This window comes from Catalinimonas alkaloidigena (genome assembly GCF_029504655.1).
GTDB classification, from domain to species: Bacteria; Bacteroidota; Bacteroidia; order Cytophagales; family Cyclobacteriaceae; genus Catalinimonas; species Catalinimonas alkaloidigena.
The window spans coordinates 7,083,403-7,096,169 of sequence record NZ_JAQFIL010000001.1 but is presented as its reverse complement, the minus strand read 5'-3'; the positions used below and the strand labels follow the sequence as shown (position 1 = coordinate 7,096,169).

14 protein-coding genes are annotated in these 12,767 nt (G+C 45.1%); 3 read left to right on the top strand and 11 right to left on the bottom strand.

All coding sequences use genetic code 11. From position 1 onward, the window contains the following. The first annotated feature begins 86 nt into the window (after window positions 1–86). Entirely contained in the window at window positions 87–1,229 is a 1,143-nt protein-coding gene (locus tag OKW21_RS28840) for a TRAP transporter substrate-binding protein (RefSeq protein ID WP_277486549.1), read from the top strand. 3 nt (window positions 1,230–1,232) lie between these two features. Then, window positions 1,233–3,011, top strand: coding sequence for an arylsulfatase (locus OKW21_RS28835; protein ID WP_277486546.1), 1,779 nt, complete (start codon window positions 1,233–1,235; stop codon window positions 3,009–3,011). A 31-nt stretch (window positions 3,012–3,042) separates the two neighbouring features. On the opposite strand, the gene OKW21_RS28830 is transcribed toward OKW21_RS28835, so the two are convergent. The 5 genes from OKW21_RS28830 to OKW21_RS28810 form a co-directional block, all read right to left on the bottom strand. Beyond that, window positions 3,043–3,513: a DUF2227 family putative metal-binding protein gene (locus tag OKW21_RS28830; RefSeq protein ID WP_277486544.1), complete on the bottom strand. Its 471-nt coding sequence runs from the start codon at window positions 3,511–3,513 to the stop codon at window positions 3,043–3,045. Window positions 3,514–3,620: 107 nt separating this feature from the next. Next, window positions 3,621–3,851: a YrhK family protein gene (locus tag OKW21_RS28825; protein ID WP_277486542.1), complete on the bottom strand. Its 231-nt coding sequence runs from the start codon at window positions 3,849–3,851 to the stop codon at window positions 3,621–3,623. A gap of 87 nt (window positions 3,852–3,938) precedes the next feature. Further along, window positions 3,939–4,736 carry a polysaccharide deacetylase family protein gene (locus tag OKW21_RS28820; protein ID WP_277486540.1) on the bottom strand — a complete coding sequence of 266 codons (798 nt, stop codon included), beginning with the start codon at window positions 4,734–4,736 and terminating at the stop codon, window positions 3,939–3,941. Window positions 4,737–4,884: 148 nt separating this feature from the next. Further along, window positions 4,885–6,195, bottom strand: coding sequence for a TRAP transporter large permease (locus OKW21_RS28815; protein WP_277486538.1), 1,311 nt, complete (start codon window positions 6,193–6,195; stop codon window positions 4,885–4,887). Beyond that, on the bottom strand, window positions 6,188–6,715 hold the full coding sequence (locus OKW21_RS28810) for a TRAP transporter small permease subunit (RefSeq protein ID WP_277486536.1): 528 nt from the start codon (window positions 6,713–6,715) through the stop codon (window positions 6,188–6,190). The genes OKW21_RS28815 and OKW21_RS28810 overlap by 8 nt, the downstream gene beginning before the upstream one ends. Window positions 6,716–6,893: 178 nt before the next feature. Between OKW21_RS28810 and rlmN the strand changes: the two genes are divergently transcribed. Further along, window positions 6,894–7,952 (top strand): dual-specificity RNA methyltransferase RlmN, encoded by a 1,059-nt coding sequence (gene rlmN, locus OKW21_RS28805; RefSeq protein WP_277486534.1) that lies wholly within the window; start codon window positions 6,894–6,896, stop codon window positions 7,950–7,952. On the opposite strand, the gene OKW21_RS28800 is transcribed toward rlmN, so the two are convergent. From OKW21_RS28800 to OKW21_RS28775, 6 genes are all read right to left on the bottom strand, one after another. Then, the gene (locus OKW21_RS28800; protein ID WP_420870127.1) at window positions 7,939–8,613 is read right to left on the bottom strand and encodes a DUF6999 family protein; all 675 of its coding nucleotides are present in this window, start codon (window positions 8,611–8,613) and stop codon (window positions 7,939–7,941) included. The two genes, rlmN and OKW21_RS28800, sit on opposite strands and share 14 nt — an antisense overlap. Before the next feature lie 19 nt (window positions 8,614–8,632). Then, entirely contained in the window at window positions 8,633–8,857 is a 225-nt protein-coding gene (locus OKW21_RS28795) for a DUF6999 family protein (protein WP_277486530.1), read from the bottom strand. A gap of 12 nt (window positions 8,858–8,869) precedes the next feature. Further along, window positions 8,870–10,717, bottom strand: coding sequence for a beta-ketoacyl-ACP synthase III (locus tag OKW21_RS28790; RefSeq protein ID WP_277486528.1), 1,848 nt, complete (start codon window positions 10,715–10,717; stop codon window positions 8,870–8,872). Beyond that, a complete protein-coding gene (locus OKW21_RS28785) occupies window positions 10,710–11,477 on the bottom strand; it encodes a sterol desaturase family protein (RefSeq protein WP_277486526.1) in 768 nt (255 codons plus the stop codon). The genes OKW21_RS28790 and OKW21_RS28785 overlap by 8 nt, the downstream gene beginning before the upstream one ends. Before the next feature lie 210 nt (window positions 11,478–11,687). Then, the gene (locus tag OKW21_RS28780; RefSeq protein WP_277486524.1) at window positions 11,688–12,026 is read right to left on the bottom strand and encodes a cupin domain-containing protein; all 339 of its coding nucleotides are present in this window, start codon (window positions 12,024–12,026) and stop codon (window positions 11,688–11,690) included. Window positions 12,027–12,089: 63 nt separating this feature from the next. Beyond that, window positions 12,090–12,710 (bottom strand): hypothetical protein, encoded by a 621-nt coding sequence (locus tag OKW21_RS28775; RefSeq protein ID WP_277486522.1) that lies wholly within the window; start codon window positions 12,708–12,710, stop codon window positions 12,090–12,092. Between the last annotated feature and the right edge of the window lie 57 nt (window positions 12,711–12,767).

The window sequence follows — 12,767 nt, the reverse complement described above, 5'->3', positions numbered from 1 at the left end:
TTTTGTATTAAATATCACAAATGCTTAGCTTTTAACTACTTTTTATTTCTACACGTTCCTTTATATCTTGCTCTTTTGAAAAATTTATGAACGATACACCTAAATCTACCCGACGGAAATTCTTACGTCACAGTCTAACTGCTGCAGTAGCGGCTCCGGCATTGGCTCAGTCTGCCTGCACTTCAAGCCAGCAAAAAAAGCAAGCACAGGCCCCTTATATCAATTTTAATGACACTTTTCGCTGGAAAATGGTGACGACCTGGCCGCCTAATTTTCCGATTCTGGGAGAAGGCTGTAATATGTTTGCCGAATGGGTGAAGGAGATGTCGGGCGGACGCATGGAGATTACTGTATATGGTGGAGGAGAGCTGGTGCCAGCCCTGGAAGTTTTTGATGCGGTCAGCAACGGAGCCATAGAACTGGGGCACGGTGCCGCCTACTATTGGGCAGGAAAAATTCCGGCAGCCCAGTTTTTTGCCACCGTTCCCTTTGGCATGAATGCCCAACAGATGAATGCCTGGCTGGTAGGGGGAGGCGGCACTGAACTCTGGCAGGAAACTTACGCCAATTATAACCTTCTCCCTTTTCCTGCCGGCAATACCGGTATGCAAATGGGTGGTTGGTTCAATCAGGAGATCAACTCTCCGGAAGATATTCAGGGACTGAAGATGCGGATTCCGGGTATCGGGGGCAAGGTTTTTAATAGAGCCGGAGGAACTTCCGTATTGGTAGCAGGTGGAGAAATTTATACCAATCTGGAAAGAGGTGTTATTGATGCTACTGAATGGATAGGTCCTTTTCATGATTACCAGATGGGCTTCTATGATGTGGCACGCTATTATTACTATCCGGGCTGGCATGAGCCGGGCACTGCTCTGGAGCTTTTTGCCAATAAAGAGAAGTTTGAAGCGCTTCCTTCCGACATTCAGGCAATACTTATCACTTGTGTTCAGCGCCTGAATATGTGGTCTTTTGCTCAGTCAGAGGTGATGAATAGCCAGTATGCTATCAAACTCAGGGATGAAGAAAATGTAGACTTCCGTAAATTCCCCGATGAGGTGCTGAATGTATTCAGACAGCATAGCGAAGAGGTCGTTAACGAAATGATTGAAAACGATGCTCCCAGTCGTAAGGCTTATGAGTCTTATAAAAAATTTCAGTTGCAGTTTAACGATTATGCTCAGTACAATGAAAAAATCTACTACTCCAGCTTTCATCCTAATGTCTAACTTATGCTTCGTTTCAAATGCCTTGCTGTAATCTCTCTTTTTTTTGCTTTTGCCTGTGACACCCTTCCCGAGGAGGAAGAGTATCCGGTAGTCAATCATCCGAATGTAGTGCTCATCCTTACCGATGATCAGGGCTATGGTGATTTAGGGATTCATGGTAATGACACCATTGAAACGCCTGTGCTGGACAATTTCGCCAAAGAAGGAGTACGGCTTGACCGCTTTTTTGTAAGTCCTGTTTGTGCGCCTACCCGCGCCAGCCTGCTTACGGGAAGGTATCATCTACGTACAGGTACTTCCTGGGTAACTGGCGGCATGGAAGATATGCAAAGCGAAGAGGTGACCCTGGCTGAAATGTTCAAGCAGAATGGCTATGCCACCGGCTGCTTTGGCAAATGGCATAATGGCGCCCACTATCCACGTGATCCGCTAGGGCAGGGGTTTGACGAATTCATAGGTTTTAAGGCAGGGCACTGGTACAATTATTTTGACACCCAACTGGAGCATAATCAGGACAGCATCCAGACGAAAGGTTTTATTACAGATGTCTTGACTGACTACGCCATTAATTTTATTGAAGAAAATCAAAGCCAGCCTTTCTTCTGCTATATCCCTTATAATGCTCCGCATGGCCCCTTTCAGGTACCGGATAAGTATTTTGATAAGTATAAGGCTAAAGGGTTAGACGATAAGCTGGCAGCCATCTATGGGATGTGCGAAAATATTGACGACAATGTAGGGCGTATTCTGCAAAGACTGGATGAGTTGGATATTAATGAAAATACCATCGTACTTTTTATCACTGATAATGGACCCAATACCTGGCGCTATAACGGAGGCATGCGCGGCCGCAAGGCTCATGTGCATGAGGGAGGGGTTAGGGTACCCAGCTTTATCCAGTGGGACAGCCACTTACCAAAAGGAAGGGTGATTGATCAGATTACTGCTCATATAGATATTTTGCCTACCCTCTACGAATTGTGCCAGTTGGAGCCAATAAAAACTCAACCTTTGGATGGTATTAGCCTTCTACCACTGCTCATCGGTGAAAAAGATTATCTGGATAAAGACCGCACTATTTTTACCCATCAGGTAAATGGCGAAATCAAGACTTATCCCGGCGCTGTCCGCATGCCACAATACCGACTGGTGATGCAGAGCGAAAATGATATCAGCCTGTTTGACATGCGAAATGACCCGGGCGAAACAAAAGATTTGGCTACTGAGCGTAAAGATATTGTCAGAAGTCTGCACAAAGATTATCTGCGATGGTTTTCTAAGGCTACTTCCAAGGGTGTTGAAGCGCCGCCTATTCCTGTAGGATACGATCAGGCTCCAGTAGTCACCTTACCAGCGCATGAGGCTACTCTTTCTGAAGGCCTTTCTTACAAATTTGGTCCGCATGGCTGGGCTAATGACTGGGTGGATCAATGGACAGATAGGCAAGACAGTATGTACTGGAAGCTGGATGTGGTAGAAGCCGGTCAGTATAAAGCTATGCTTAAATACACTGCTTCTACGGAGCAAACCGGGGCTGAGATGCAACTTACTACGCCCAACGATAAAGTCTCGCGCAAAATCAATCAGCCTTTCACTCCGAAAATCATTAGCGGATATGATCGGGCTGACCGGGGACAGGAGTCTTACGAACAGAGCTGGGGAAGTCTAGTAGTAGGGAGTATTCAGCTTGAAAAGGGAGAACAAAGGATCAGCCTGAAAGCCTTGAACATTCCTCAACAAAATGTAGGAGAGATTAAAGCAGTTGTTTTAGAAAAACTGTGAACCTGCTAAGAGCATTTATCATCAGGGTTTGTCAGAAATTGTCCATAATCCAGTGACCTATATCTGAAACCGCTAAGCCCGCTGAGAAAATAGCCAGGGCAAGATAATGATCTTTCATCCAGAACATCAGCTGCCCATCCACCTGCATCGTTTGCCGAAAAATTTCCTGTATCAGAAAAGCTAAGCCCACCATATAAATCAGGCGCGTACAGGTACCTACCAGCGGGCAATGGCTGATGCCTCTATGCTTAAAAAATAAGGCATATGGATACCAGAGGAAAATCCAGATATATCCCACTCCCCAGGACCAGCGCAGCAGCGTAGTTTCCGATACCGTGCGGGTCGGCATGTCCAGATCGGGACTTATGAAAATACCGCTCAGGCAACCACCGGCAGCCAGTGCCGTGACTGCCTGATCACCCCCGCTCAGGTGCCAGGCTACCAAACCGGCCAGCGGAGTCAGCAGTATTGACCCCATTGTATGTTCTTTCCCTGATGCCATACCAAATAATTTTACGGGTGAGAATGTAACGTTCAGACCCATAGGAAATTGTAAACTGCTATTCTAGCTCATCAGGCAGAAAGAATTCTTTGAGTTATAGTAAAAAGCTAAGCAGGCTGCTTTTTCTCCTCATATTTCACAATGGCACTTCCTAAACTACCGATCAGCATTCCAAAAGATCCAATGATAAATAGCCATACCCCAGCATCTTTGAGTGACTCATACAGAAAAAAAATACTGCCTACGAAGAACGAAATATTACCAATAATCCCAAGGCTAAGGTGAATCCACTGATATTCTCTGAAAATTGTCCGAAAAATGTGAAAGTTAGATTTCATAAAAAATAGCTTTACGTTTGTTATGCACAACTTAGAAAGCTATATAATGATTTTGAAAATTTGGATTTCAATATTTTTTTTGCTTGCTCAGCGCTCTGCCACTACATAATCCGCTACTTCACCAACCGGGGCCAGCCAGATACCATTGTCCGGATCTTGGGCATACTGAATCAAGGCTTCCAGCATCTCTGTGCGAGTAGTTTGTGCACCTTCCTCCCCGATATCATGACCTGCCAGTACCAGCCAAAGACCTTGCGCTGCAGCAGCTTCTATCATAGGTTTTATTTCATCAAAGTCTTTGGCATCCATAGAAACCCCTGTAATCTGTGCCATATCACAGTAAGAAGGATCATTAGGCGCTTCATCCAGCCATCCTCGCCCTGCTGTGAATAATTCTGCGACTATCGGCACGTAGCTTTGTGTCTGTGTACCCCTCCCTACATACGTTTGCCCGCAGGGATAGGCAAAAGTAGTGGGTGTCACGCCTAACATTTGCTCAATCTGCTGATTGGCGTCTTTTAGCTCTTTCTCCATCTGCTCAAGACTATACGTTTCTATAGCTTTATCTCTTGCCCAAAGAAAGTTGCCGGAACAGGGGTGCTTCTGTGAGTGGTTGCCCATTTCATGACCGTTGCTCGCCGCCTGCTTCCATTTAGAAAGGCGCTGCTCCACAGCAGAAGGTACCAGGTAGAAAGTAGCTTTGGCATCATAGCGATCAAAGAGCGGTGTTCCCACATCCACCTGGCTGGGACGTCCGTCATCAAAGCTCAGGCTGAGCGCCATACGTTTACCGTCTGGCCATTGCATGGGAGAAGTAGAAGGTTGAGCTATGCCAAAGTAGCCAATAAAAATGAAGAAAAAAGTAGAATAGACAGTCTTGTACATGTTAGGTGCAGGTTGTTGTAGAACATAATTTAAAGAAATTCTCCTATGAAGGAAAAGGTAGGGTTACTTAAAGCGGAAGATTGAGAGCTGGAACATGGAACACTCACTTCCGTTATTTGGCTTCCAACTACCGGTCAGTCTTCTTCTCCTAATCTTCCAACAGAAAAGTAACGAGCTCAGGGAAGATGACCACCAAAGCCAGAAAAACCAATTGTATAATCACATAAGGGATGATGCCTCTGTACAAATGACCGGTAGTGACTTGCGGTGGGGCTACGCCTTTCAGGTAAAAGAGAGAGAAGCCAAAGGGTGGAGAGAGAAAAGAAGTCTGTAAGTTCAGCGCCAGCAGAATTCCAATCCATATTAAATCTATGCCCATTGCACTAAAAATAGGTGCTACTACTGGTACTATGATGAAAATGATCTCTATAAAATCAATAAAAAAGCCAGCAACAAATACCACTACCATTACAATTGCCAGAAAAGCCATGGGTGAAAGGTTGGCCTGCTCAATTAGCTCCACCAGATAGCGGTCTCCCTCCATACCACGAAAGACCAGGGCGAAAGCGGTAGCTCCTACAAGGATAATAAACACCATACAGGTCAAATGAGTAGTCTCCTGCATCACTTCTTTCAGCACTTTTATGTTAAAGCGTCCCTGAAGGATTGTTAGCAAAGAAGCACCCATAGCGCCCACTGCTGCTGCCTCGGTAGGAGAGGCAATACCCGCGAAGATAGACCCCAATACGGCTGCGATGAGCAGAAAAGGCAGCACAAAGGCAGCAATTACTCTTTTCAACATTCCCTCTCTTCTAAATTCAGCAATCTCTTCAGCAGGCATGGGAGGCGCTACGCTCGGCTTAAAAGTTGCCACTCCCACCACATACAGCAAATAGCATCCCACCAGCGCCAGTCCGGGTACGAGCGCAGCGGTAAATAAGTCGCCTACTGATACATTCAATACACTTCCCAAAAGTACCAGTACCACCGAGGGTGGAATGATCTGCCCCAGCGTTCCTGAAGAAGCAATGGTCCCCGTAGCCAGCTCAGCACTATATCCACGTTTGAGCATGGTAGGCAGGCTGATCAGGCCCATGGTAATAACCGTGGCTCCTACAATTCCCGTTGATGCGGCCAGCATCGCTCCTACAATGATCACTGAAATGGCTAACCCCCCTTTAAAGCGACCAAATAGCAAGGCCATCGTTTCCAGCAGGCTCTCCGCCAGGCCGGATTTTTCCAGCATTATTCCCATATAGATGAACAGCGGTACCGCCAACAGCACATAATTCGTCATGGTGCCGAAGACGCGCAGGGGCAGCAGGTAAAAGAAGTCCGGACCGAATGTTACCAACCCAAACAAGATGGATACTCCACCTAGCGTAAAGGCCACCGGAAAGCCAAAAAGAATTAACAGGAAAATAGACAGAAAGAGAATAATCGGCAGTATATCAGGCATGGTCGCTATTAGTGGATTCGGTAACGGTTAGTAATGATCGGAAGGCTAAAGAAAAGGCTTGTAAGAGCAGCAGAAAAAAACCAACAGGAATAGCCCCTTTCACAATAAAACGAGCGGGTAAACCTCCCGGATCAGGTGATCCTTCGTTGATGGCATAGGCATTGGCTGTAAATTTCAGTGAAGACTGAATGGTGATGATACAGAAAGGAATTAAAAATAGCAGCGTGCCAATCAGATTGACCCAAGCCTGTTTTTTTGGTGAAAAATTCTGATAGAATACATCTACCCGCACATGCTTATCGTGCTTCAGGGCATAGGCTGCTCCCAACAAAAAAATGAAAGAGAAGATATGCCATTCCAGTTCTACGATTCCAGAGGAGGAGGTATTGAAAAGATAGCGGGCCGCCACATCGTAGCAAATGAGTATGACCAGTAGGGTGTTGAGCCAGGAGACACCTTTGCCAATGGCTTCATTCATGCCATCAATAAAGTTACTGGCGCTTTCTAGGGTTTTTCTCAACTTATTCGTCTAATTTTGAATTAGTAGCTTATAAATATTGTAGTAATAGATCATAGCAAATATATCATAAATTTGCAGAGAAGTAAGCCGACTTTCGTTTGATCTATTGATTAAGGCTTAACCAAGATCATCTGAAAACTAGCTTTTCTTCATAATTCATTCATCATTATTCGTTCGTATGAGTGTAGTCAGTGCACAGCAAAAGAAAACAGATATTCGTAAAGCCAAACCTGAAGCTATTAAGGCATTTTTGGCAGAAATAGGGGAGAAACCTTTTCGCGTCAAGCAGATACAGGAATGGTTGTGGAAAAAGTCTGCCCGAAGCTTTGAAGAGATGACTAACCTCTCTAAAAACACACGTGAGCTGTTGCAGGAGCGCTTTGTCATCAAACCCGTTGCCATACAGGAACAAAACTTCAGCAGCGACCGCACCATCAAATCGATGTTTCAGCTGCATGATGGACATGCGGTAGAAGGTGTACTCATTCCTACGGACAGCCGTATGACGGCCTGTGTATCTTCGCAGGTGGGTTGCTCCCTCAGCTGTAAGTTCTGCGCTACCGGCTACATGGAGCGCAAGCGTAACCTGGACGCTGCTGAAATCTATGACCAGGTCGTTTTAATTAATCAGCAGGCAGAAGAAAATTATCAAATACCCCTTTCTAATATTGTGTACATGGGTATGGGCGAGCCCCTGCTGAATTACCAAAACGTACTGACTTCTATTGAACATATCACTTCTCCTGAAGGTCTGAACATGTCGCCCAAGCGGATTACGGTCTCTACGGCGGGCATTGCCAAGATGATCAAAAAGCTGGGAGATGATCAGGTGAAATTTAACCTGGCACTCTCGCTACATGCCGCCAATGATAAAAAGCGAGATCAGATCATGCCGATCAATGAGAGCAATACGCTGGAAGCTTTGCGTGAAGCACTGAATTATTTTTACGACAAGACCGGCAGTAGAGTCACCTTTGAATATATTGTCTTCTATAACTTCAACGATACGCTGGAAGATGCCCGGGAGCTCTGGGAGTTTTGCAAGCGCGTGCCCAGCAAGGTCAATATTATAGAGTACAATCCTATCAAGGAAGCTGACTTCAAAAATACCGAAGCCGACCGTCTGGATCAGTTTGCCGCCTATCTGGAAAGGAAAGGGGTTATTGTCAATGTTCGCCGGAGCCGTGGCAAAGACATAGACGCCGCCTGCGGTCAGCTGGCCATTAAGAAGAAGTAGTTGGCTGTACGTTTGGAGTGATCACACCATCGGCAAAACGTTCCTGTTTGAGGTTAACCAGCACCGCATGTAAAGTTTCTGCCGCCAAACCATGGAGTACTAACCTGTAAGCTGCACTATAAGTCGTCTCCGGTACCATCGGATGCTTGTTGTTCACCAAACTCAGATGCCCCGGTGTATTGAGAATTTGTGAGGTGTAAATACCGATAGTCTCATCCAGTTGCAGCGAATTTGAAGCTCTGATAAAATCATTATTTGTAAGAAAAAACTGATAGAAAGGGGTGAAAAGCTCAATGGCTGACCTTAAATCCAAAATATTCGTCCAGCGGTCAGGAAATTCTATGTGGTCAAAACGATCGGGCGTAATCATAGACAGATCAATCGGACGTTTTCCTTTGATACCCAGCTTCTTTTCTTTGAGCTGACGGTTCAGGTTAATCACAAAATTGTACAGATTCAGATCATGCTTCAAAAAGAGATCCTCTTTGATATCCTCAAAATCTTTGGGCTTCAGCGGACTGGTCTGTACTTCTACGCCTTCCACATTTTTAGCGATGAACTGCATAATCTCACTCCCCACATGGAAATGCCTGAAGATCAGCAAATTAGCATCCCTACTCACAAAGTTTTTCAGTCCCCAGGCCAAGATTTTATGAAGCACCCTGGAGGAATCAGGAAACTTAGGGAGGAAGAATTTGAAGACATGGATACAAAAAGATCATGATCTTGGACCAGAAGCGGACCAGCGGAAGCAGATACATAACCGAGCGTGAGCTGTTATCACGCATCAATGCCAGCTTGGTGTGGTCATTGATCGGAATACTGCTATCCAGGTACATCGCCAGCCAGGGATTTGGATCGCGGCTGTCGTGGGTGGAAAGGTCAAACATGTGTTGTGAGCCCATACGATTGAGATTTTAGTAGTTACCCAGTTCTTCCAGTTGCATCTGATACAGGCGGGCGGTCACTTTAGCCGTCTTCGCAATTTTCCCAGCAACCTCCCTGTCCATCCTCGGATGATTCAGTGCCTGCTCCAGATTATGAAAATGGTTTTCATCCGCTACGCCATGATAAGTGAAGAAGGAAACCTGATCCTGCTGAAGATGCAGCTGGTCTTTCATCATTTCTCCCCAATAGCCGGCCAGTCGTTTTCCAATGCCTTCAATAATGAACATAGCCCCCAGCAAATCTATGGGATTAGGCTTGCTCGCCTGCTGAAACATAAATGAAGAGAGCGCCACGCTTCCCACATTTTTTTTTCCGCTGCGGATCTTGCTCAAATCCTCTCCCAAGGCATGGAAGTTCTTCTCCAGTAGCTGATAATCTTTGTGTTCAGTAGCGGTATGTTTGATGAAGGCAGAGCGCAGCTCAAACAGCTCAATATCAATATTGGAAGCCGCACGAGAAATCCACTGCGACCCATCTATTACCTGCTGCCGCAGGTCCATCAGTAGTAGTTTATAATCTTCCAGGCTTAGCTGTCCGTCATGGATTTTACGCACAATGGGTACTTTCAGTAGTTTACTTTCAAAGTCAATCCAGGTCTGGCTCAACTGCCGCACCAGCCATTCTGAAGTAGGATTTGGATCCACCACCAATTCAGGGGCCTCAATCTCACGCAATGGATAAGCTTTATCAGTAGTTTTTGCGCCTTCTACCGTAAGTAGCATGAAAGAGGTAATGAACCTGCCACTCTCCGGCACCATACATAGTATCTTATCTCCATCTTTCAATTTGCCGGAATACATGAGCTCTTCCAGCATGATGTATATAGAAGCTGCTCCGGTATTGCCTTTGGTAGCCAGGTTGCTGAACCATTTTTCATCAGGAATCAGAGCGCCACCTTTGGCCATCAGCTCTTTGATGGGGGCTTTGAAAAATTCGGAAGAATAGTGGCAGCAAAGCCAGTCAACCTCTTCTATTTTTATTTTTTCCTGATCTATGAGCTCAAAATAATGGGCTATACCGGTCTTTACCACCTGTTCCAGCAGCCGGATGTCTTGCTTCAAGTTGATTGCCCCGGCATTGGCAGCGGCCGTATAATCCGGATAATCCAGCCAACTGGCTTCCCGCGAATTTTTGTTGTCATTCTTGCCAGTGTACATGCACTCCGGAAACTGATGGGCATGGGACGTCAACTCTATCCAGTCAAGTCTAAAAGATAAACCATCTTCTCTTTTATGGTTTTCCAAAACCAATGCACCCGCACCATCGGAGAGCATCCAGCGGAGAAATTCCGTATCAAAGGGCACGGAAGTCATTTGTTGGGCATCATAGCGTGAAGCCTTGAACAAACGGCTGGCAAACTCGCTGCCTACACATACCGCATTTTGTTTTTCCCCACAGTAGATCTGCGTATACGCATTTTTGATCGCCATCATCCCGCTGGCACATACACTTTGAAAGCTGGCTACCTCACATTTAGAAAGTCCAGATTCTCCATGCACCATGCTAGCAAAGCCCGGCACCGGCAAATCTCCCTGGGTAGTGCCGGTAGCCAGCAATTGAACATCTTTAGCCTTAAGCCTACTCCTGTCCAGCGCCTGTCCTATAGCCAGGGCAGCCATTTGTGCGTTGGTGTGGGTACTCTGCTGGGCTTTGTCCAAAGCATAATGTCTGAACATAATGCCGTTTTGCCTGAGCATACGGTTTTTGACAATACTGCTTTTACCGTTAATTCTGCCTAGATAATCTTCCATCTCATCATTAGAGACAGGCGCATTTGGCAAAAATGTGCCCAGGGAAGTGATGTAGACTTTATGCATTGGGCTGTTGTTCCTTATTAGAAACGTTGGATTTAGGTTTTGAAGTATTCAAAGCAGTCAAATTATCCAGGATAGGGCTGGCGAAACCATAGTTTTTCCTTCCTTTGCGATGATGCTCGGCATGGCGCGTACTCAGTATTTTCCAGCCTGCACCTGTGCCATTACCAAACCTGTAATTACAATGTCCGCAGAAATTTAAGAGGATACTTACCAGAGGATACAGGAATATAGCCATAGGTGAAAAAGGAACCCAGGGGGCAATGGTCAAGGGAACGGTACTGAGTAAAAAAGCTTCCAGTCCATGAAAGCTGTAGACCGAATATACGGTAGGGGTAATGGATCGGTGGTGCACATAGTGTACCCTTTTCATGAAAAAGGGAATATGCATCAGACGATGGATGGTAAAAAAGTGGATTTCATTCCAGATGCTCAGGATGATCAGTCCTAATATTATATAACCAAAGGTATTGGGAAGCAGTATAACCCAGCCTTCCCGGATCATCCAAACCATCGGGATGGCAGACAGTCCAAAAATAAATACGGATTTGAGAGAATGACCGATCTCAAAACGAATCTGCTGAGGGTTAGCTTTTCGGGAAATAATTTGCTGTAAGTGTCCCTTTTTCCATAAAAGCTTACAGACCCATAAGAAAAGTGGGGCAAGGCCAAGGTACAGTACAAGAAAATAAGCAATTGTAATGCCTACTACCTCAGCATATGTATAGCTGTAAATAATATCCTCTACCAATACTTTTAACATCTGCGTGCTAATATTTTGATCGGAAATTATGCCTATGAAGATAAACGCTTTTTTCTGATCTTATCAGTATATTACCACTTAATAGTTTTGGAAAGATACATTTGAAAGAATTAGCTGAAGGTCATTCAATATTGATTGTAAGTATCTGTTTCTTTTCAGTTTTGGGCATAAAAAAAAGCGGCAACAAATTTTGCTGCCGCTTAAGAAATATTATTCTTCTCTACTATGCACCTGCGATGGGGGAGAAGTAGCTTCAACTGCCGAAAAGGGTTCCAGAATTTTGTAAGTATGTTTAGCTTCTTTGGGTACCAAATATGAGTCGCCGGCTTCCAGCGTTACCACCTGCCCTTCGGAGTGCAGTTCCGCTTTTCCTTTCAGTACATAACCCACTGTTTCGTAAGGACGGCTTACTTCCGGCTTATTCATGTTAGGGGACTCATCTTCCCACATCCGCATGGACACTCCTTTTCCTGAAGCTAAAAATTTCTCACCGTTTTTCATCTCAGGTGAATGAGTTGAATCTATCTTCTTTATGCTTGTGTCAGCCATAAAAATCTGTTTTTAATTTCAAAAGTGATTTACACTTACCTAACCTCAGAAAGAAAGACTTGTTCAGGGTGTTAAGGTCACCGTTTGAGCTGTCATGCTGTAAAACTCTCCATTTGTAAGACGATAGTGCACAGTAAAAGCATGTTTTTGTGCATACTCAGGTTCAGAAGCAGGTTGTAAAATAATAGGATCATTTGAAGCCAGAAGACCATCATCAATAAGAAAGTCAGTGAGCCCTACGATACGTCCGCTATAGAAATCATAAATTTTGAAGATTGAATTTAATGTGTCTCCAGCAGCTATCACTTTACTGCTGCCGGCCTGCACATAATCCGCATCACTAAAGACAGCAATATCAGCGATTTCTTCAGTAGGCTGAGGAGATACTGGTGAACAGGCATAAGCCGCAGGAAAGAATCCTGCTGTTAAGTTCTGAGACGGCTGGTCACTTTCCTCCGAAAGCGGCATCAGGTTAAGCCCATAACGATTATAGGCAATTGCTGTCTGGGCCGGGATATTTTCCTCTATGCTATACCCTCCTTCTATCAAACGAACATTGGCCAGGGTAATATCGGTAATCTGGTAATACTGTGTTCCCCCCAGATCTCCACAATCATCGGTGTTACAACTCCAGGGCAGGATGAGCAACAAGCTTAAAGCCCCTCTTATCACATAGTCTTTCATAAATTCAACTGACAAATTTAGATTGTCAGTGAACAGAAATCGTGCCCTTGAATGCAA